The organism is Dactylosporangium sp. McL0621, from assembly GCF_049995355.1.
GTDB lineage: Bacteria > Actinomycetota > Actinomycetes > Mycobacteriales > Micromonosporaceae > Dactylosporangium.
Window position 1 is genome coordinate 12,169,808 of sequence record NZ_CP188259.1, and the last position, 19,634, is coordinate 12,189,441.

A 19,634-nucleotide genomic window follows, 5' to 3' on the forward strand; every position below is an offset into this window, starting at 1 on the left:
CCGGATCGCGGGGATATGTTGGATTTGATGGCATTCGAGGCAAGCGCGGCGCTGCGTCGTTCGGTGGTGATCGCGGACGACGACGTGCTGCTGCGCGAGGGGCTGGCAAGCCTCCTCGACCGGCACGGGTTCGACGTGATCGGGCTCGCCGACGACGGCACCCACCTACTGGACCTGGTCGAGAAGGCGACGCCCGACATCGCCGTGGTCGACATCCGCATGCCCCCGACGCACACCACCGAGGGGCTCGGCGCGGCCCGGGAGATCCGCCGGCGCTTCCCGTCGGTGGCGATCCTGGTGCTGTCCGCCTTCGTCGAGGTCGAGCACGCGATCGAGCTGCTGGCCAGTGGTGAGCGCATCGGCTACCTACTGAAGAGCCGCGTCACCGACGTCGACGAGTTCGTCGAGACGATCCACCGGGTGCACGACGGGGGCACCGTCGTCGACCCGGCGGTCGTCCAGGAGCTCGTGGCCGCCCACCGCCGCCGAGACCCGCTCGACGTGCTCAGCCCGCGCGAGCGGGAGGTGCTGGCGCTCATGGCCGAGGGGCGCTCGAACGCGGGCGTGGCCAAGGCGCTGTGGGTCACCGAGGGCACGGTCGAGAAGCACGTCCGGTCGATCCTGACCAAGCTCGACCTGCCCGAGACCGACGAGACCCACCGGCGGGTGCTCGCCGTGCTCACGTTCCTCGAAGCGGCCTCGAGCTCAACAGCAGGTTCGTGACAGCAGGTACGTGATCGCGCAGCCCGACAGCTGGTCCTTGGGCAGGAAGCCGATCGCCGGGCTCTCCTCGAGCAGCTCAGCGAGGTCGTCCGGGGCGAGGCTCGACACCATGATGACGGCGCCGTGACGGATGCGGGGGGCCAGGTCGAAGCCGCTCTCCGCGCCGAGGCCGACATCGACGAGTACGACATCCGGCTCCTGCTCCTCGACCGCCCGCAGCGCCTGCCGGCTGTCCGAAGCGGTCGCGACCACCGCGATGCCCTGGGTCGAGAGAAGCCGCCGGGCGCTGGCCCGGAACCGCTCCGAGTCGTCGACGATGACGCAGCGGATCGTCATGCTGCGACCGTGCCACAAGGCCGGGTGGGATCGCCTTGCTGGTAGCCGGAAGACTCAGGACGACGCCGAGGGCGAGCCCGGGATCGCGGCCGTGGGCGTGCGGTGGAACCGCAGCCAGTTCACGTTGACGAAGTCGCCGCCGTGCTCGCTGCGGATCAGGACGAACACGGTCTGGAGGCCGGTCCGGCCCGTGGTGCTCACCCGGGTCTTCGTGGTCCAGCTCTGCCAGCCGCCGGTGTTCCCGACCTGGTAGCTGGCCAGCAGCTCGCCGTCCGGGGCGCCGGCCCGCAGCTCCACCGTCCCGCCCGTGCGGCCGCCCGCGGCGACCCGCACGCTCGCGGTCAGCGAGCCCGGGCCGCCGAGGTCGACGTTGTCGTACCGCATCCAGTCCCCGTCGGCGAGCCAGCCCACGTTCTTGCCGCCGCCGGCGTCGCCGGTGCCCTCGGTGCGGGCGCCGCTCTGCGCGCCCCACGCCTCGGCCTGCACCACGCCCTCGGTGTCGACCTGCTCGGCGCCTGCCGACGTGGTGACGATCAGCGAGGTGGCCACGGCCCCGGCGATCGGGACCAGCACGAGCGCCAGCAGCGCCGGACGCCGTTTCGGCTCGCGGCGCGGCGGCACCACGTACGGGTTGAGCCGGGGGTCGAGCGGCATTTCCCGACCGTATGCACGACCGGGCGCCCGCTGAAGCCTCCTAAGTCGAACGTAAAGCAGGTCTAAGCCGTCTATGCGTCGCGTCGCCGGAGGCTGACGTACCCGGCGGCGAGCGCGAGCGCCGTCCACAGCGCCATGATCCCGATGCCGCCCCAGGGGCCGAACGCGCGGTCGTAGCGCGGCCCGTCCGGCGCCCCGAAGTAGTGCAGGATCGCCACGCCGGCCTGGTCGGGCAGGAACTGGGTGACCCGGCGCAGCCCCGGGATGTTGCCCAGGCCCTGCGAACCGAGGAAGAACAGCGGCAGCAGTACCGCCAGGGCCGCGGTCGACCCGCGCAGGGTCTGCGCCACGCCCGCCGCGAACAGGGCGATGAGCACGAGGTAGACGAACGCCCCGGCGACCGTGCGCGGCACCCCGTCGGCGGTCAGTGTCGTGTGCCGCGACGCGAGCCCGGACTGCCCGGCGAACCACGCGGCGGCGACGGTCAGCGCCGAGACCGCCGCGGCGCACAGGGCGAGGACGGCGAGCTTGGCGAGGTAGTACCGGCCGCGGCGCGGAACGGCGGCGAGGGTCGGGCGGATCGTGCCGGAGCCGTACTCCCCGCCGACCGTCAGCACCGCGAACACGACGAGCGCCAGCTGGGCCAGGCTCAGCCCGTAGAAGGAGGCGAACAGCGCGTCGAAGTGCTCGGGCTCGGCGCGGCGCAGGCTCCATCCGGTCAGGTACGCCAGCCCGCCCCCGGCGACGACGGTCAGCGCGAGCGTCCAGGCGGTCGAGCGCAGGGTGCGGACCTTGACCCACTCCGCCGCGAGCGCGGCCGGGCCGCTCATCGGCCGACCGCGAGCAGGAACGCCGCCTCCAGCGACGGGGCGCCGGCCACGAACTCGTCCACGGTCGCGTCGGCGACGAGCCGCCCGCGGCTGATGACCACGAGCCGGTCGGCGGTGAGCGCGGTCTCGGCCATCAGGTGGCTGGAGACCAGCACGGTGCGGCCCTGCGCGGCGTACCCCTTCAGCAGCGCCCGCAGCCAGTGCACCCCCTCGGGGTCGAGCCCGTTGACCGGCTCGTCGAGCAGCAGGATCGGCGGGTCGCCGAGCAGCGCCGCGGCCAGCCCGAGCCGCTGGGCCATCCCGAGCGAGAACCCGGCGGCCCGCCGCCGCGCGTCCCCGGCCAGTCCCACGAGCTCCAGCACCTCGTCCACCCGCCGGTCGGATATGCCGTTGCTGCGGGCCAGGTACAGCAGGTGGTGCCGCGCCCGCCGGCCCGGGTGGGCGGAGCGGCCCTCCAGCATCGCCCCGACCGCGCAGAGCGGACGGTCCAGGGCCTCGTAGGGCCGCCCGTCGATCCGGGCCCGCCCGCCCGACGGCCGGTCGAGCCCGAGGATCATCCGCATGGTGGTCGACTTCCCGGCCCCGTTGGGCCCGAGGAAGCCGGTCACGCACCCCGGCCGGACGGCGAACGACAACCCGTCGACGGCGACGGTGCGGCCGTAGCGCTTGCTGAGTTCCTCCACAACGATCACGTCCCGTGACGCTAGGGCGGCCCGGCCGCGGCCGCAGTCGCCGAAAGTCGCCCCGCCACCGCGACGAACGTCGGCGGTAGCCTGCTCGCATGCGCCGATATCTCGCCGCCGCGGGCATCGTCTGCGTCGACAGCGTGCTGCTCACGTACGCGCATCCGGGAATCGTCCGGCCCTGGCTGCTGCCGGTCTGGGCGCTGGCCGTGGCCGGCGTCCTCGCCCTCGCCCGGCGCCGGCCCGGGCTCGGGTTCCTCGCCGCGCTCGGCCCGGCGCTGGTCACGGGCGGGGCCGGGGCGCTGCTGCCGTTCACGGCCTACCGGGCCGGGAAGGCCTCGACGCCGTGGCTGGCCCTGGCGGTGGCCGGGTTCGCCGCGGTGCAGGCCGGGCGGGCCCCGGCGGTCGCGCCGGTCGTCGTGTCGGCCGTCGTGTTCGCGCTGCTGCCGCTGCTCGTCGGGGCCTACGTCGCCGAGCAGGAGCGGCACGCGGCCGCGCTCGCCGCGCAGGAGCGGCTGCGGATCGCCCGCGACATGCACGACGCGCTCGGGCACCGGCTCAGCCTCGTGTCCATCCAGGCCGCGGCGCTGGAGGTGGCCGGCCTGCCGGAGGCGCAGCGGGAGGCGGTGCGCCGCCTCGCCGAGTCCGCCCGCGGGGCCGCCGGCGACCTGCACGACGTGCTCGGCGGGCTCCGGGCGCCGCGGGCCGGGCTGGTCGAGCTGGTGGAGCGGGCCCGGGCGGCGGGCGTGCCGGTCGAGCTCGTCCGGTGCGGCCGCGAGCGGGAGGTGCCTCCGGAGGCGTACCGGCTGGTGCAGGAGGGCCTCACCAACGGCTGCAAGCACGCGCCCGGCGCGCCGCTGACCGTGCGGGCCGAGTGGGACGACGACGCGCTGCTGCTCTCCGTCGTCAACCCGGTCCCGCCCGGCACCGTGCCCGCGCCCGGGCGGGGGCTGCTCGGCCTGGCCGAGCGGGCCGAGCTCGCCGGCGGGCTGGTCGGGCACGGCGTCGACGGCGGCGCGTTCCGGCTGTGGGCGGTCTTCCCGGACGCTCCCGTGCGCCGCCCGCCCGCGCTGCTCGGCGTGGCCCTGGCCGGCATCATGTTCGGCCTGGTGCCGCTCAGCCTGGTCGTCGGCGTCGCCGGATGAGCCGGATCAGGGTCCTCGTCGCCGACGACGAGCCGCTGATGCTGGCCGGCATCCAGGCCGTGCTCGGGTCCGCGCCCGACCTGGAGATCGTCGCCGTGGCCGGGGACGGCGCCGCGGCCGTGGCGGCGGCGGAGCGGGTCACGGTGGACGTGGCCCTGCTCGACGTGCGCATGCCGCTGCTCGGCGGCCTGGACGCGATGGCCGCCCTGCGCGCCGCGCGCCCGGGCGCGGCGATCGTGCTGCTCACGTCGTTCGGCGACGAGGCGAACGTGCTGCGCGCGCTGCGGCAGGGCGCGTCCGGGTACGTGCTGAAGACCTGCACCCCCGAGGAGCTCCTGCGTGCGGTGCGGGCCGCGCACGCCGGCGACGCGTACCTCTCGCCGCCGGTCGCCCGCCAGGTCATCGGCCTCATCGGGCCGTCCGGGGCGGCCGGGGCGCAGCGGCGCCGGGCCGCCGGGGACCGGCTGGCCGCGCTCAGCCCGCGGGAGGCCGATGTGCTGCGGCTGGTCGCGGAGGGACTCTCCAACGCCGGCATCGGGGCGCGGCTGCGCATGAGCGAGCCGAGCGTGAAGACGTACGTCAGCCGCGTGCTCACCAAGCTCGACTGCGCGAACCGCGTGCAGGCGGCGCTGCTGTACCGCGAGTCAGCCGACCAGTAGCCCCTCGCGCACGGCCAGGGCCAGGATGCGCGCGGTGCGGTCGGCGATCGCCGGGTCGAGCGGCTCCCCGGTGATGTAGGCGCGCGCGTAGTAGGGCGCGCCGACGAGCCTGATCACCTCGGCCGCGTCGGTGCCGGCCGGGGCCTCGCCGCGCTCCACGGCCCGCTCGACAAGCGTCGCGGCGAGCGCGATCCGCGTCGCGAAGAACCCGGTGAGCACCTCCCGGACGGCCGGGTCGTGCACCGCCTCGCGCACGACGACGTCGAACACGGCCCGCAGCGGCGGCGCCGACAGCAGCGCGATGCTCGCCCGGCCGAGCTCGCGCAGGTCGCCCTCGAGCGTGCCGGTGTCCGGCGGCGGGATCTGCGCCGCGGCCGTGCCGGCGAACAGGTCGGCGACGAGCTGGCCGACGGAGCCCCAGCGGCGGTACAGCGTGGTCTTCGCCACCCCCGCCCGCTGCGCGATCCGCTCCATCGTGGTGCCCGCGTAGCCGACTTCGAGCAGCTCGGCCTGCAGCGCCTCGGCCACCGCCGCGCGCGTGCGGGCGGTGCGCCCGCCGGGCCGGGTGTTGCCGGTCAATGCAACTCCAGTTGCGTTAGTGGCGGTCGTCCTGCCATGCTCATGCTAACGCAACTGGAGTTCACTTAGTGAAGGAGTATCCGAGATGGCGTTCTTCGTGGGCGCGATCCTGTTCGCCGCACTCGTCGGCGCGCTGGACGCGAAGCTGCCCTGGCCGAAGCGATGATCACGGGGCACTTCGGCCTGGCCGCGGCCGTGAAGTCGGTCGAGCGGCCGGTCCCGCTGTGGTCGCTCATGCTCGCGACGGTCTGGCTCGACATCGTGTTCGTCCCGCTGTACCTCGCCGGCGCCGAACACATCGACCCGGTCCCGGGCACCGACGGCGGCTACGGCGACGGGATCATCCACGCCGACTACACCCACTCCCTGGTCGGCGCGCTCGTCATAGCCGCCCTCACCGGGCTGGTGGCCGCCCGCTGGTGGGGACGCCGCAGCGGGACGGTCATCGGCGCCGTCGTCTTCTCGCACTGGCTGCTCGACCTGCTCGTGCACCGCGCCGACCTGCCGCTGCTGCCCGGCAACGCGGGCGACCTGCCGCGGCTGGGGCTGGGCCTGTGGCGGTACCACCTCCTGACCGCCGTCATCGAGGGGCTGCTGATCCTGGTCGGGGCCGCCCTCTACTGGCGCGCGGCGCGCCGGACCGGCGGCGCCCCGGCCCGGGTCAACCTGGCCACCGGGCTGCTCGTCGCGTGCGGCGCGGTGACGCTGGCCCTCGACGTGGCCGGCCTCTGACCCGCTAGCCCCTAGGCGTCGGCGAGCATCGTGGTCGACACCGCGATGCTCGCCCGCACGGCCAGGCGGCCCTCGCTCGTCGGGAACGGCCGGTCGAAAACGGCCCGCAGCGCCGGGGCCAGCCGGTCGGCCGTCGCGGCGTCCGCGCCCGGCAGCAGCACCGCGAACTCGTCGCCGCCGAGCCGGGCACCACCGCGCGCTGCGGTGCGGTGCGCGTCCCGGCGAAGGCGGCGTCGCGCAGCCGGTGCCCGACCACGCTCAGCAGCTCGTCGCCGGCCTGGTGGCCGTGGGTGTCGTTGACGGTCTTGAAGTCGTCGAGGTCGACGAGCAGCACCGCGTAGGGGCGCCCGTCCGCGGCGGCGGCGCTCAGGTGCTGCCAGAGCAGGGCGCGGTTGGGCAGGCCGGTGAGCGCGTCGTGGTACGCCGTGTGGTGCAGCGACTCCTCGTAGACCCGCTGGGCGCTGACGTCCTGCAGCGCCCACACGATGCCGGCGCCGCCCTCGATCGGGACCGCCTCGATGCGGATGTCGGTCGTGCTCCCGCCAGGCCGGGTCAGGCGCGCCTCGCACGCCTCGGCGCCGGAGCGGGCCAGCTCGGGCAGGTTCACCGGGCGGCCGTCGAACGTCGCCAGGCCCGCCAGGCCCGTATCGCCGCCGAGCAGGTCCACCGCGGCCGGGTTGGCCAGCAGCACGGCGCCCTCCGGGCCGGTCATCAGCACCGGGGACGGCAGCCGCTGCAGGACCGCGTGCAGCAGCGCCGCCTGGGCGCGGTGCTGCTGGTGGAGCCGGCGCAGCAGCGTCCGCAGGCCCAGGGCGGCCGCCGCGACGACGACGACGGTCCCGGGCAGCGCCGCCGCGGGCGCGAACCGGAGCAGACCGACCTGGACGAAGGAGACGGCCGTGACCGCCGCCAGGGCCGATGCGAATACGAGCCGCATCGTCCGCAGCAGGTCACGCCGCAGGTAAGCGACCGCTCGAGCCATGCTGCCAGCATCGCCGCCGCACCCGGCCCGCAACAGTGCGGGCCGGGTGCAACACGGGAGTCAGCCGACCAGCGGCTGGCCGCCGGAGAAGACGTTCGCCGGGTCGTAGGAGCGCTTCACGCCCAGCAGCCGGTCCCGGTCCGCGGGCGGCCAGTTGGCCCGGATCGCCTCCGGGCCCGCCCCGCCCGAGAAGTTGATCAACCCGCCCGGGAACCGGTCGACCGCGAGCACCCGCTCCGTCGCCGCGTCCACGGCCTCCCGCAGCTCCGGGACGCCCAGGCCGATGACGAACAGCGAGTACGCGGCGCCGCGCCCGCTCACCGCGTTGGGCACCGCCGGCGGCCGGTCGAACGCCCCGCCGAGCTGGCGCAGCTCGACCACCGGCAGCGGCACGTCGACGCCCGGCCCGGCCGCGGCCAGCACCCGGTCGACCGTCTCGGCGGTGAGCGCGCCGAGCAGCACGCCGCGCTCGCGGGTCGGCATCGGGTCGACGGGGTCGCGGTGCACGGCGTCGATCGCGGGGTACGGCAGCGTCAGCACCTCCCCGATGATCGCCGGCGCGGCCGAGCGCATCGGGGCCAGCAGCGCGTCGCCCTCCTCCGCGCCGCCGAGGAAGCACACGCGCAGGTGCACCACGTTCGCCCCGCGCAGCGGCGGGGGCAGGGCCGGCAGGTCGGGCAGCCGCAGCAGCGCCACCGACGTGCTCATCTCCTCCGGCAGGCCGGCCGACCACTCCCGGTACGCATGCAGCACCGCCCCGGCGTGCTCGATCGGGTAGTAGATCCCGCCGCCGAAGAAGCTGCCGACCTCGACCAGGTCGAACTCGAGCGCGGTGACGATGCCGAAGTTGCCCTTGCCGCCCCGGACCGCCCAGAACAGGTCGGGCTCGCGGTCGGCGTCGACGGTGCGCAGCACGCCGTCGGCGGTGACGATCTCGACCGAGCGCACGAGGTCGGCGGCGAAGCCGTACCGGCGCCCGAGCGGGCCGACACCGCCGCCGAGCGTGTACCCGACGAAGCCGACCCGCGAGGACGAGCCGTTGAGCGGGGCCAGCCCGTGCGGGGCGGCCGCGGCGATCACGTCGGCCGAGCGGGCCCCGGCGGCGGCGCGGGCGGTCCGCGCCACCGGGTCCACGCTGACCTCGTTCATCCGGCTCGTGTTGACGAGCACGCCGCGCGCCGGGCGCACGGCGCCGTGGCCGGTGGCCTGGACGGCGACGGGCAGCCCGAGGGCGCCGGCCCAGCGCACCGCCTCGACGACGTCCTGCGGGCAGGTGGCGCCGACGACGGCGAGCGGCTCGTGGACGGTGGCGACGTTCCACGCCGCGATCTCGGCGGCGTAGCCCTCGTCCTGCTTGGTGTATACGGGCCCGGCCACGGCCGGGAGGGAGGTCGGTGCAGTGGTCATGGGCCTCACGGTGCGGCCCGCCGGTTGGTCGCGACTTGGCGACGAGTTGTGCCGCGGCGCGCTACCGGCGCGCCTCCTGCATCGCCGCCCAGCTCAGGGACCCCGCGACGAAGACGAGCGCGGCCCCGGCCCAGAAGGCGGCGCCCGGTTCGCCCCGGAGGATGCCCATGTAGTCCAGCGCGTCCGTATCGTTGATCATGAGGTACCAGAGCAGCGTGTACACGGCCTGGAAGACCCTCGGCGCGCCGGTCAGCGTGCCCAGCAGCAGGGCCAGGGCCGGGATGAACAGCGCCCCGGCGGCCCACCCCGCCAGCCCGCGCCAGTCGCCGCCGATCGCCAGGCGGGCCGCCGAGCCGAGCCCGATCGCCACCGCCAGCAGCACGCCCGCGCCGAACTCGGCGAGCCGGCGCCGCCGCGGCGCCGGGTACGCGCCCAGGATCGCCGCGGTCCCGGACAGCGCCGGCTGCGTGCCCAGCCGCGACCACAGCAGCAGCGGCCACACCCAGGCGAACGCGAGCACGGCCCCGCGCGGCACCGCGAGCCCCGCCAGGCCCAGCGCGCCCGCCCCCAGCCACCACCAGAGCGGCGCCCCCGCGACCAGGATGCGCGCCTCGCCGGCCAGCAGCCGCGCGAACGTGGCGCCGCGGCGGGGCGCGGTCCGCGGCAGCCCCGCGTACCGGGCCGGCGGATCGGAGGCCGGCGCCGCGCGACCCGCTCGGGCCGGGCGGTCGAAGCGGTGGAACCACAGCGCGGGCAGCAGCGCGAGCGCGAGGGCCACGAGCAGCAGCCCCGCCCGGCCGCCGAGGAACTCAGGCGAGAGGCGCAGGCCGGGCCAGTCGAAGACCTTGAGGGGCTCGTCGACGTACATCAGCCCGAGCCCCACGTCCTGCGACGCCCCCGCGGGGAGGTTCACCGGCTGCAGGCCGAGCCCGCCGAAGGGCGCGTGCGCGGACTGCCCGCCGATCGCGCCGACCATCCACACGAAGACCCACAGCACGTTGCCCAGCCCGCCGCGCAGCACCGGCGTCGCCTCGAACAGCAGCGCCACCGCGCCCGTGACCACGAGCATGGGCAGGGCGACGAGCACGAACGGCAGCAGCAGCGCGACCGGGTCGACGACCCGCGACTCGCCCCGCAGCAGCTGCAGGACCACCGCGGTGCCGGCCAGCACGGCGGTCATCGAGACGAGCACGGCGACGTTGCTGAGCAGCTTCGCCGCGAGGTACGCCGGCGTGCGCATCGGCGAGGCCGCGATCAGCTGCCCGACGCCGGTGCGCTCGTCGCGGGCCACGGCGTCGCGCACCAGGTAGAAGCCGACCAGCGTCAGCCAGAGCGCGCTCGTCAGGGCGGTCACCATCCCGACGTACCCGCTGGTGTACCGCCCGCGGAACCCCCCGATCACGAGGACCGACCAGTGCGCGTCGACGGCGGGCACCGCGAGGAGCCCCAGCCCGATGGCCGAGATGAGCATCAGCAGGTACGCCGGCCGCCGCACCCGCTCCCGGAAGTCGGCGACGGCCGCGGCGATCACGCGTGCACCGCCCCGACGTAGGCGTCCTCGAGGTCGGGCGCGGCCGGCACGGCGTCGGGCAGCGGCCGGTTCACGGCCAGGATCCGCAGCCGTACCCCCTGGGCCGTGCGCACCGCCCGCGTCGTCAGCAGCCGCTGCTGCAGGGCCGCGGCGTCCGCGGGCGCGACGGTCGCCTCCCACACGTGCCCGGCGACGCCGCGCACGAGGTCCTCGGGCGCCCCGTCGAGGCGGATCCGGCCGCCCTTGACGACGGCGATCCGCGCCGCGGCCGACTCGACGTCGCCGACGATGTGCGTGGAGAGCAGCACGACCCGCGTGGCCGCGAGGTCGCTGAGCAGGTTGCGGAACCGCACCCGCTCCTCCGGGTCGAGCCCGGCGGTCGGCTCGTCCACGATGATCACGCGGGGATCCCCGAGCAGCGTCTGCGCGATGCCCACCCGGCGCAGCATGCCGCCGCTGTACCCGCCCAGCGCCCGCTTCGCCGCGTGCGTGAGGTTCACCAGCTCGAGGACCTCGTCGATCCGCGCCCGCGCCGAGCGGGCCGAGAGCCCCTTGACCGCGGCGAGGTACCGCAGGAACTCGACCGCGTTCAGGTTCGGGTACACGCCGAAGTCCTGCGGCAGGTACCCCAGCGCCTGCCGCAGCCCGTCCGGCCGCGCGACCGCGTCCTGGCCGTCGAAGCGCACCTGGCCGCTCGTGGGCCGGGTGACGGTGGCGGCGATCCGCAGCAGCGACGACTTCCCGGCGCCGTTGGGCCCGAGCAGCCCGACCAGCCCCGGCGTGAGCCGCAGCGTGAGGCCGTCGACGGCGCGTTTCTGCCCCTTGTAGACCTTCGTGATGTCGACCAGTTCGAGCATGCCTCAAGGCTGCGGGCGGCCGTTCCCGGGCACATCTGCCGAACGGGAGAGATCGCAGCGCACTTCCCACCGCCCGTCGCGCGGCCCGGCGCCGAACGTGCCGCCCACGGCCTCGACGCGTTCGCGGAGCCCTTCGAGCCCGTTGCCGCCGGCGGGGCGCGTGGTCGATATTTCCGGCATATCCGAAACGACGGTCAGAATGCCCGCCGTTGACAGTGTGATCGCGACGTCGGCCGCCGGCGCGTGGCGGCGCACGTTCGTCAGCGCCTCGATCACCACGTGGTAGGCCACGCTCCCGGCCGCCGCCGGGAGCGCGGCCCCCGGCTCGATCGCCAGCGTGGCCGCGGGGCCGAAGCGTGAAACGACCCCGGGCAGGTCGGCGAGCCCGTGGACCCGCGGCGGGGCGTCCTCGTCAGAGGTACGCAGGGCCGCCACCATGTCGTCCATCGCGGTGAGCGCCCGCTGCCCGGCCGCCTCGATCCGCTCGTAGGACCCGGCGGCCGGCGCGACCCGGGCCGCCTGCGCCTCCAGCACGATCCCGGTGACCTCGTGGGCGACGAGGTCGTGCAGGTCGCGGGCCAGCTCCAGCCGCTGCGAGCGCCGCGCCGCGGCGAGGGCGCGAGCGCGCCGGCCGTCCTGTGCTCGCCGGTACAGCCCGAGCCCGGCGGCGGCCACGGCGCACGCGAACGCGGCGGCGACCACGAGGACCGAGCCGTCCAGGCGGTGGGCCGGCTGGTGGAGGGTGACCCGCAGCGGCAGGACGGTGACGGCGAGCGCGACGAGGGCCGCGACCCACCGGCCCGCGCGGGCGGTGCGGGTCAGCAGGACGAGCAGCGGGGTGAACTCGAAGATGAGCCACAGCCCCGGCGGCTGCGGCGGGCCCCGGTAGATCACGGTCACCCCGATCGAGACCGCGGCCGCCACGAGGCCGAGGGACGGGCGGACCGCCGCCGCCACGGCGACCATGGCCGCGATGCTCACCAGGATCCCGGCCGACCGGGTGAAGGGCAGCCCGCACAGCACCGGGACGACCAGGAGCAGCAGCCAGTAGGCCCTCACGGCACGACGACCCCGTGGTTCCAGGCCCAGACCGCGATCCCGACCCGGTTGCGCACGGCGAGCTTGCGCTGGACCGCGGCCACGTGCGTCTTCACCGTGCCGGCCGAGATGAACAGCTCCGCGCCGATCTCGGCGTTGGTGCGGCCCGCGCCGACGTGGGCGGCGATCTCCAGCTCCCGCTCGGTCAGCGGCTCCGGCGACTCCGGGCGCGGGCGGGAGAGGTGCCGCAGCAGCTTGACGGTGATCGCCGGGCTGATCAGGCTCTCGCCGGAGACGGCGGCCCGGACGGCCTCGGTGAGCAGGGCCGGGCCGGAGCGCTTGAGCAGGAACCCGGCCGCGCCGTTGCGAAGGGCCGCGTACACGTACTCGTCCAGGTCGAACGTGGTGACCACGACGACCCGGGTGGGGCCGCCGGCGAGCTCGCGGGTGAGGGTGAGCCCGTCCATGCGCGGCATCCGGATGTCGACAAGCGCCACGTCGGGCCGCACGGCGCGCACCAGCTCCAGGGCCTCGACCCCGTCCGCGGCCTCGCCCACGACCTCGATGTCCGCGGCCGCCCCGAGGATGCGCCGCAGGCCGTCGCGAACCATTGCCTGGTCGTCCGCGATGACCACCTGAATGCCGTTCGCACTCGCGGCGCCACCGAGCCCGTTCACAACAGCGCTCACGATCATTGAGCCTAGACTTTGCCGCTATGGCCGACCCGTCGACCGAGGGCGGCAAGTCCCTCTGGCGCCGCGACATCGCGGCGCCGCTGCGCACCTTCATGGCGACCGAGTCCGGCAGCGCCGGGGTGCTCGTCGCCGCCATCGTCGCGGCCCTGGTCTGGGCGAACGTGGACGAGGATGGCTACGAGCGGCTGTGGCACACCGAGCTGGCGCTGAAGGTCGGCGGCTGGGAGCTCGCGTACGACCTGCGCACCTGGGTCAACAGCGGGCTCATGACGCTGTTCTTCCTCGTCGTCGGCCTGGAGGCGCGGCGCGAGCTGGACCTGGGCGACCTGCGCGACCGCCCCCGCTTCCTGCTGCCGTTCGCGGCCGGGGTGGCGGGCATGGTGCTGCCGGTCGGCGTGTACCTCGCGGTCAACCACGGCGGCCCCGGCACGCACGGCTGGGGCGTGGCCATGTCGACCGACACCGCGCTCGCCCTGGGGCTGCTCGCGCTGGTCGGCCGGGGCGTGCCCGAGCAGGCGCGGGTGTTCCTGCTGACCGTGTTCGTCGTCGACGACGTGGTCGCCCTGATCGTCATCGCCGTGGCCTACTCCGAGCACATCGCGATGATGCCGCTGCTGCTGGCCGTGGCGGTCTTCGGCGGCCTGCTCGGCCTGCGCGCCCTCGGGGTGCGGGCCGGCTTCGTCTACGCGCCGCTCGGAATCCTGCTGTGGTACCTCATGCTGCGCTCCGGCGTCGACCCCGTCGTGTCCGGCCTGGCCATCGGCCTCACCGCGACCGCATACACCCCGGCCCGCGGCGCGCTGGAGGCGGCCAGCGGCCTGTTCAAGCTGTTCCGCGAGCAGCCGACGGCCGAGCTGGCCCGGTCGGCGTCGCTGGGCCTGACGCGCACGCTGTCGCCGAACGACCGCCTCCAGCGGATATACCACCCGTGGAGCAGCTACCTGATCGTCCCGCTCTTCGGCCTGGCCAACGCCGGCATCCCGGTCGACGGGGCGTTCCTGGCGCGGGCCTTCGCCTCGCCGGTCACGCTGGGCGTGATCGCCGGCTACGTGCTCGGCAAGCCGGTCGCCGTCGTCGGCACGTCGTGGCTGGTGACCCGGCTCTCCGGCGGGCGGGTGCGGCCCGGCGCCGGGTGGGCGGCGGTGCTGGGCAGCGGCACGATCGCCGGCATCGGCTTCACGGTGTCGCTGCTCATCGCCAGCCTGGCGTTCACCGGCGACGAGCTCGCCGAGGCCAAGCTGGGCGTGCTGGCCGCGGCCGCCGTCGCGTCGCTGCTCACCTGGGTGGTGTACCGCGTCACGGCCCTCCTGCCCAAGCACAAGCGGGCCCGGGCCCTGCTGGGCGACGCCGACGTGCTCACCGACCTCATCCCGCCGGTCGACCCGGACGTCGACCACGTGCGCGGGGCGGCCGGCGCGTCGGTGACGGTCGTGGAGTACGGCGACTTCCAGTGCCCCTACTGCGGCCAGGCCGAGCCCGCGGTGCGCGAGCTGCTGTCCGACGCCGACCTGCGCTACGTGTGGCGGCACCTGCCGCTGACCGACGTGCACCCGCAGGCCCAGCTGGCGGCGGAGGCGGCCGAGGCGGCGGCCGCGCAGGGCGCCTTCTGGCCCATGCACGACCTGCTGCTCGACCACCAGGACGAGCTCAAGCCGATGGCCCTGGTGGAGTACGCCGAGCGCCTCGGCCTCGACCGCCGGCGCTTCCACGAGGACCTCATGCGCCACGCCCACGAGGCCCGGATCGCCCAGGACGTCGAGTCCGCGGACCTGAGCGGCGTCGGCGGCACCCCGACCTTCTTCATCAACGGCCGGCGCCACTACGGCGCCTACGACCTGGCCACCCTCACCGAGGCGGTGAAGGTGGCCCGGGCGCGGGCCCTCATCGGCACGTCCACAGGTACGCGGTCGAACCGCTCCGATCGTTAGGAATCTGCCCCGCGATCGTGCGCCCGTCGTCGCTTATCGAGCGCGGATCGATCACGGCGGCCGGCCTGGTCCCGTCCGGCGGCGTCAGCGGGACGCGCACGCCGCCGGCCTCGAGCTCGGCGCCCGGGAAGACCTGCCGCACCAGCCAGCCCGACGAGTTCGGCCCCTCGGCATTGTGCCCGCCGCCGATCGTCGCCACCGGGCCCCCGGCGCGCAGGTTCCAGCGCACCGCGCCCTCCCAGCGGTTGCCGATCACCCAGCCGTTGCGGATGCCGATGGGGTCGATCAATCCCGGGCCGGGCGTTTCGAGCCGCTCGACCCGGCCGTCCGGGAGCCAGACGACGGGGACGGAGACGCCGTCCTGTTTGAGCGTGCCGGCCACGGTCCCGTCCTCGTCGATGCCGCCCGCCCCCGCCGGTCCCTCGTAGCCCGCGGGGACCGGCAGGTCGACCGGCGGCGAGTCCGCGCTCGCCCAGGTCACCCCCTTGCCCTCGATGTTGCCGACGATCTGGCCCCGGTCGTTGACGCCCGTCGCCAGCACGTGGTCGCCGCCGGCCAGCTCCTGGAGCCGCCCGTCGCGGTACATCCATCCGATGCCGTCCAGGCGGTTCCGGGCGCCCGGCCGGGTGCCGACCACGGCCCCGTTCGCGTTGACGTCCGCCGGGTTCACGGCAAGGTCGTCGAGCCTGGTCCACTGGCCGCGGTCCCACAGCACCGAGATGGCGTCCGGCCCGTCGGAGGCCCGGCCGACCTGGTACCGCCCGGTCGGGTCGCCGGCGGCCACGGTGACGCGGTACTCGAACTCGGACGGGGCCCCGAGGACCTTCGGCACGCAGGCCTTGGGCACCGGCGGCGCGCCCGCGCCGGCGTCCGGTCCGGGCGCCGGACCGCCGCCGCGCAGGCCCAGCGCCGCCCAGCCGCCGCCGAGCACCACGAGCACCGCCGCGCCCGCGCCCGCCGCGCGTATCGTGCCCTGCCGCCGCTCGCCCTGGGCCACCGCGCGACCCACGTCCACGCCCGAGGGCCCCCGCGGCTCCGTGCGCAGCGGCGCCAGCAGCTCCACCGCGAACCGGTCATCGTCCATCTCACACCGTCCTCTGCAGGTCGTCACCGACGAGCCGGCGCATTGCGGCCAGCCCGCGCGAGCACTGGCTCTTCACCGTGCCGGGAGAGCAGTTCAGGATCGCGGCCACCTCGTCGACGGGCAGGTCGCAGAGGTACCGCAGGACGAGCACCGCCTGCTGCCGCGGCGGCACCCGGGCCAGCGCGGCCCGCACGGCCAGGGCCGTCTCCGGCTCCCCGCCGGCCGGGCGCGGCCCCGGCTCCGGCGCGCGGGCGAACAGTCCCACCCGGGCCCAGGGCCGCCGCCGCTCGTCGAGGAACGTGCGCACGAGCATCTGCCGCACGTACTGGTCGACGTGCTCCAGCGCCCGGACCCGCGGCCAGCGCCGGTACAGCTTCTCGATCGTGAGCTGCACGATGTCGTCGGCGTGGTGCTCGTCGCCGCACAGCAGGTACGCGAGCCGCCGCAGCGGTGCAATCCGCCCCGTGACGTACTCGACGTACTCGTCCCGCGCCTGTCGGCGCATCGCCCTCCCCCATCGGTCGGACTGAAACGAGCGCCGCCCGGTGGAAGGTTGCACGGATACGCGATTTCGGTCGATGCCATGGTTCCCCTAGACTCGGTCCTGCAGCACAGAGGCCTCGTAGCTCAGGGGATAGAGCACCGCTCTCCTAAAGCGGGTGTCGCGCGTTCGATTCGCGCCGGGGCCACCAACGAGAAACGGCCCCTGCCCGAACCCGGGCGGGGGCCGTTCGCGTCGGCGGGCGGTCAGGCGCGCACCGACCAGCCGAAGGGGTCCTCGGCCCGGCCGCGCTGGATGCCCACGAGGGCGTCGCGGATCGAGGCCGTGACCGGGCCCTCCGCGGCGCCGCCGATCTCGAACTCGCCGTCGCGCGAGCGCGCCCGGCCGATCGACGTGATGACCACGCCGGTGCCGCAGGCGAACGTCTCCAGCAGCTCGCCGCCGGTGGCGTCGGCGCTCCACTCGTCGACGGAGTACGGCCGCTCGTGCACCGTCCAGCCGCGGTGCCGGGCCAGCGTGATGACGGAGTCGCGGGTCACGCCGGGCAGGATCGAGCCGTTCAGCGGCGGGGTCACCAGCACCGGCGCGTCGGGGGAGCCGTACACGAAGAAGAGGTTCATGCTGCCCGACTCCTCGATCCAGCGGTGCTCCACCGCGTCGAGGAAGACCGTCTGGTCGCAGCCCGCGTCCTGGGCCTGGGCCTGGGCGCGCAGGCTCACCGCGTAGTTGGCGGCGGCCTTCACGTGGCCCGTCCCGCCCGGCGCGGCCCGCGAGTAGTCCTGAGAGATCCAGACCGTGACCGGCTTCGCGCCGCCGGAGAAGTACGCGCCCGACGGGGAGGCGATCACGGCGAAGAGGTACTCCGACGAGGGCCGCACGCCCAGGAACGGGTCCGTGGCGATCATGAACGGGCGGATGTACAGGCTCTGCCCCTCGCCCGCCGGCACCCAGTCCCGGTCGGCCTCGACCAGCGTCCGGACCGCCTTCAGGAACAGCTCCTCCGGCAACTGCGGCATCGCCAGGCGCTCGGCGGTCGCATTCAGCCGGCGCGCGTTGGCGTCAGGGCGGAACAGCCCGACGCCGCCGCGACCGCGGCCTGAACCTACCTCGCCGGATTCGTCCGGCAGCGCATACGCCTTCAGCCCCTCGAACAGCTCCTGGCTGTAGTGCAGCGCCGCGGTGGCCGGGGAGAGCGAGAGCGGCCCGAACGGGACCAGGCGGGCGTCGTGCCAGCCCTCGCCCTCGGCGTACCGGATCGTGACCATGTGGTCGGTGAACACGCGGCCGAACCCAGGGTCGACGAGCAGGGCGGCGCGCTCGGCCGCCGGGCGGCGCTCGGCCGGGACGATGTCGAATTCGAGCATTCCGGAACTGTAAGCGGAGCCTGAACGATCGCTAAGCCGTATCCCGGGAACTGGTCGGTAACAACCACTCAGAACAAATTGGCCGGCGGTGGGGGGCTCGCCGTGGCCGTCGCGTCCGTCACCACTCGGGCGCCCGCGACCAGGTCGGTCAGGTCGTCGCCGGCCACGAGCCGGGCCGGGAACGGGTCGGCCGCGCCCGCCCGGGCCAGCGGCGCCTGCGGGATGCGCCCCGGCTCGACCGCGGCGGCCAGGATCACGTTGCCGAAGCGGCGCCCGCGCAGCACGCCCGGCTCGGCGAGCAGTACGACCTCGCCGTACACCCGCCGCAGCGTGGCGGCCTGCCCCCGGGCGAACGCGAGCCCGGAGCCGTCGGCCAGGTTGGCCACGTAGACCCCGCCGGGGCGCAGCAGCCGCGCGGCCGCCGTCAGGAACTCCAGCGAGGCCAGGTGGGCCGGCACCCGGGCCCCGCCGTAGACGTCGGCGATGACCAGGTCGAAGCGGCCCGGGGCGAGCGTCTCGACCGCCTCCCGGGCGTCGGCGGCGCGCACCCGGATGTCGGCGCCGCGCGGCAGCGGCAGCTCGCGGCGCACGAACGCGATGAGCGCCGCGTCGCGCTCGACCACGCGCTGGGCCGAGCCGGGCCGGGTCGCCGCCACGTACCGCGGCAGCGTCAGCGCGCCCCCGCCCAGGTGCAGCACCGACAGCGGCGCGCGGGCCGGAGCAATCGCGTCGATGACCGAGGCGATGCGCCGCATGTACTCGAAGTCCAGCTGCCGCGGATCGTCCAGGTCGAGCGCGGACTGCGGATACCCGTCCAGCAGAAGCGTCCACCGCCCGGGCCGCCCGTCGTCCGGGCACAGCTCGGCCACGCCGCCATCGACCTGCTCCACGATTCCCGTCGCCCGCTTCCGCCCGCCCACGCGTCAATCTTGCATTCGCGCAGCAGATCCACAGGCACTCGGGGGTTGTCCGATAACGGCCCGAGGACGACGATGCTGGTTGTCTGTATCCGAAAGACCGGAGGCGCGATGCAAGTACCCGCCGCATTCGAGTACGCGAAGGCCACGAGCGTCGGTCAGACCCTGCAACTGCTGGAGCAGTACGGGGAGGACGCCCGGGTCATCGCCGGCGGACACAGCCTCATCCCAATGATGAAGCTCCGCCTGGCCCGGCCCACCGCACTGATCGACATCAACGACGTGGCCGAACTGTCCTATATCCGGGTCGACGGCTCGCAGCTGCGCATCGGCGCCCTCACGCGCCACGCCGAGCTGCTCGCCTCGCCGCTGGTCGAGGAGCACTACCGCATCTTCGCCGACGCCGAGAAGGTGATCGCTGACCCGCTGGTGCGCAACCGCGGCACGGTCGGCGGCTCGCTGTGCCAGGCCGACCCGGCCGAGGACCTCTCGGCCGCGTTCGCCGCCGTCGACGCGTCGGTGGTCGTGCAGGGCCCGCGGGGGTCGCGGACCGTGCCGCTGACGGAGTTCCACGTCGGGCCGTACGAGACCGTGGTCGAGGCCGGCGAGCTGCTCATCGAGATCCTGGTGCCGATCCGGCCGGGCGGGGGCTCGGCGTACCTCAAGGTCGAGCGCCGCGTCGGCGACTGGGCCGTCGCGGCGGCCGGGGCCGCCCTGTGGCTGTCGGGCGGCACCGTCCAGCGCGCCGGCATCGGCCTGGCCGCCGTCGGCGCCGAGCACTTCCGGGCCACCGAGGCCCAGGAGTTCCTGGTCGGCCGGCCGGCCACCGAGGAGACGTTCGCCGAGGCGGGGCGCATCGCCGCCGAGCACACCAACCCGGTCGCCGACCAGCGCGGACCGGTCGACTACAAGCGCCACCTCGCCGGCGAGCTCACCACGCGCGCGTTGCGCGCCGCGGCCGCCCGGGCCCGGGGGCAGGAGGCCTGAG

Annotated in this window: 21 protein-coding genes and 1 tRNA gene; 7 read left to right on the plus strand and 15 right to left on the minus strand. The window is 75.1% G+C overall.

All coding sequences use genetic code 11. The features are described 5' to 3' along the window. The first annotated feature begins 27 nt into the window (after positions 1–27). Positions 28–723 (plus strand): response regulator transcription factor, encoded by a 696-nt coding sequence (locus ACPPVO_RS57740; protein ID WP_426508267.1) that lies wholly within the window; start codon positions 28–30, stop codon positions 721–723. Here ACPPVO_RS57740 and ACPPVO_RS57745 read toward each other — a convergent pair. From ACPPVO_RS57745 to ACPPVO_RS57760, 4 genes are all read right to left on the minus strand, one after another. Beyond that, on the minus strand, positions 706–1,059 hold the full coding sequence (locus ACPPVO_RS57745) for a response regulator (protein ID WP_426508269.1): 354 nt from the start codon (positions 1,057–1,059) through the stop codon (positions 706–708). The two genes, ACPPVO_RS57740 and ACPPVO_RS57745, sit on opposite strands and share 18 nt — an antisense overlap. Positions 1,060–1,113: 54 nt before the next feature. Continuing rightward, positions 1,114–1,713 carry a carbohydrate-binding protein gene (locus ACPPVO_RS57750; protein ID WP_426508271.1) on the minus strand — a complete coding sequence of 200 codons (600 nt, stop codon included), beginning with the start codon at positions 1,711–1,713 and terminating at the stop codon, positions 1,114–1,116. Positions 1,714–1,784: 71 nt separating this feature from the next. Next, entirely contained in the window at positions 1,785–2,543 is a 759-nt protein-coding gene (locus ACPPVO_RS57755) for an ABC transporter permease (RefSeq protein ID WP_426508273.1), read from the minus strand. Beyond that, the gene (locus tag ACPPVO_RS57760) at positions 2,540–3,235 is read right to left on the minus strand and encodes an ABC transporter ATP-binding protein (protein WP_426508274.1); all 696 of its coding nucleotides are present in this window, start codon (positions 3,233–3,235) and stop codon (positions 2,540–2,542) included. The genes ACPPVO_RS57755 and ACPPVO_RS57760 overlap by 4 nt, the downstream gene beginning before the upstream one ends. 89 nt (positions 3,236–3,324) lie before the next feature. On the opposite strand from ACPPVO_RS57760, the gene ACPPVO_RS57765 reads away from it, so the two are divergent. Then, a complete protein-coding gene (locus tag ACPPVO_RS57765; protein ID WP_426508276.1) occupies positions 3,325–4,371 on the plus strand; it encodes a sensor histidine kinase in 1,047 nt (348 codons plus the stop codon). After that, positions 4,368–5,030: a response regulator gene (locus ACPPVO_RS57770; RefSeq protein ID WP_426508278.1), complete on the plus strand. Its 663-nt coding sequence runs from the start codon at positions 4,368–4,370 to the stop codon at positions 5,028–5,030. The genes ACPPVO_RS57765 and ACPPVO_RS57770 overlap by 4 nt, the downstream gene beginning before the upstream one ends. Here ACPPVO_RS57770 and ACPPVO_RS57775 read toward each other — a convergent pair. Beyond that, positions 5,016–5,609 (minus strand): TetR/AcrR family transcriptional regulator, encoded by a 594-nt coding sequence (locus ACPPVO_RS57775; RefSeq protein WP_426508280.1) that lies wholly within the window; start codon positions 5,607–5,609, stop codon positions 5,016–5,018. The two genes, ACPPVO_RS57770 and ACPPVO_RS57775, sit on opposite strands and share 15 nt — an antisense overlap. Positions 5,610–5,771: 162 nt before the next feature. Between ACPPVO_RS57775 and ACPPVO_RS57780 the strand changes: the two genes are divergently transcribed. Continuing rightward, positions 5,772–6,341, plus strand: coding sequence for a permease (locus tag ACPPVO_RS57780; protein ID WP_426508282.1), 570 nt, complete (start codon positions 5,772–5,774; stop codon positions 6,339–6,341). Positions 6,342–6,345: 4 nt separating this feature from the next. Here ACPPVO_RS57780 and ACPPVO_RS57785 read toward each other — a convergent pair whose 3' ends face one another. From ACPPVO_RS57785 to ACPPVO_RS57810, 6 genes are all read right to left on the minus strand, one after another. Next, positions 6,346–7,323: a diguanylate cyclase domain-containing protein gene (locus ACPPVO_RS57785; RefSeq protein ID WP_426508284.1), complete on the minus strand. Its 978-nt coding sequence runs from the start codon at positions 7,321–7,323 to the stop codon at positions 6,346–6,348. 60 nt (positions 7,324–7,383) lie between these two features. Continuing rightward, a complete protein-coding gene (locus tag ACPPVO_RS57790; protein ID WP_426508286.1) occupies positions 7,384–8,730 on the minus strand; it encodes an FAD-binding oxidoreductase in 1,347 nt (448 codons plus the stop codon). A 61-nt stretch (positions 8,731–8,791) separates the two neighbouring features. Beyond that, positions 8,792–10,261 carry a hypothetical protein gene (locus ACPPVO_RS57795; RefSeq protein ID WP_426508288.1) on the minus strand — a complete coding sequence of 490 codons (1,470 nt, stop codon included), beginning with the start codon at positions 10,259–10,261 and terminating at the stop codon, positions 8,792–8,794. Beyond that, positions 10,258–11,118: an ABC transporter ATP-binding protein gene (locus tag ACPPVO_RS57800; RefSeq protein ID WP_426508290.1), complete on the minus strand. Its 861-nt coding sequence runs from the start codon at positions 11,116–11,118 to the stop codon at positions 10,258–10,260. Before ACPPVO_RS57800 ends, ACPPVO_RS57795 begins: the two co-directional genes overlap by 4 nt. Before the next feature lie 3 nt (positions 11,119–11,121). Then, positions 11,122–12,177 carry a sensor histidine kinase gene (locus ACPPVO_RS57805; RefSeq protein WP_426508292.1) on the minus strand — a complete coding sequence of 352 codons (1,056 nt, stop codon included), beginning with the start codon at positions 12,175–12,177 and terminating at the stop codon, positions 11,122–11,124. After that, positions 12,174–12,767 (minus strand): response regulator, encoded by a 594-nt coding sequence (locus ACPPVO_RS57810; RefSeq protein WP_426514900.1) that lies wholly within the window; start codon positions 12,765–12,767, stop codon positions 12,174–12,176. Before ACPPVO_RS57810 ends, ACPPVO_RS57805 begins: the two co-directional genes overlap by 4 nt. Before the next feature lie 104 nt (positions 12,768–12,871). On the opposite strand from ACPPVO_RS57810, the gene nhaA reads away from it, so the two are divergent. Next, positions 12,872–14,779 (plus strand): Na+/H+ antiporter NhaA, encoded by a 1,908-nt coding sequence (gene nhaA, locus ACPPVO_RS57815; protein ID WP_426508294.1) that lies wholly within the window; start codon positions 12,872–12,874, stop codon positions 14,777–14,779. Here the strand turns inward: nhaA and ACPPVO_RS57820 are convergent. Together ACPPVO_RS57820 and ACPPVO_RS57825 are read right to left on the minus strand one after the other, a co-directional pair. Beyond that, positions 14,733–15,863: a hypothetical protein gene (locus ACPPVO_RS57820; RefSeq protein WP_426508296.1), complete on the minus strand. Its 1,131-nt coding sequence runs from the start codon at positions 15,861–15,863 to the stop codon at positions 14,733–14,735. The genes nhaA and ACPPVO_RS57820 overlap by 47 nt on opposite strands. A 1-nt stretch (position 15,864) precedes the next feature. Further along, a complete protein-coding gene (locus tag ACPPVO_RS57825; protein ID WP_426508298.1) occupies positions 15,865–16,368 on the minus strand; it encodes a SigE family RNA polymerase sigma factor in 504 nt (167 codons plus the stop codon). A gap of 111 nt (positions 16,369–16,479) precedes the next feature. Between ACPPVO_RS57825 and ACPPVO_RS57830 the strand changes: the two genes are divergently transcribed. Next, positions 16,480–16,555, plus strand: a tRNA-Arg gene (locus ACPPVO_RS57830). A 55-nt stretch (positions 16,556–16,610) separates the two neighbouring features. Here ACPPVO_RS57830 and ACPPVO_RS57835 read toward each other — a convergent pair. Next, on the minus strand, positions 16,611–17,729 hold the full coding sequence (locus ACPPVO_RS57835; RefSeq protein WP_426508300.1) for a branched-chain amino acid aminotransferase: 1,119 nt from the start codon (positions 17,727–17,729) through the stop codon (positions 16,611–16,613). A 68-nt stretch (positions 17,730–17,797) separates the two neighbouring features. Beyond that, positions 17,798–18,649, minus strand: coding sequence for a spermidine synthase (locus tag ACPPVO_RS57840; protein WP_426508302.1), 852 nt, complete (start codon positions 18,647–18,649; stop codon positions 17,798–17,800). Positions 18,650–18,757: 108 nt separating this feature from the next. Here ACPPVO_RS57840 and ACPPVO_RS57845 point away from each other — a divergent pair, with 108 nt between their 5' ends. Further along, positions 18,758–19,633 carry an FAD binding domain-containing protein gene (locus ACPPVO_RS57845; RefSeq protein ID WP_426508304.1) on the plus strand — a complete coding sequence of 292 codons (876 nt, stop codon included), beginning with the start codon at positions 18,758–18,760 and terminating at the stop codon, positions 19,631–19,633. The last annotated feature ends 1 nt before the right edge of the window (position 19,634 follow it).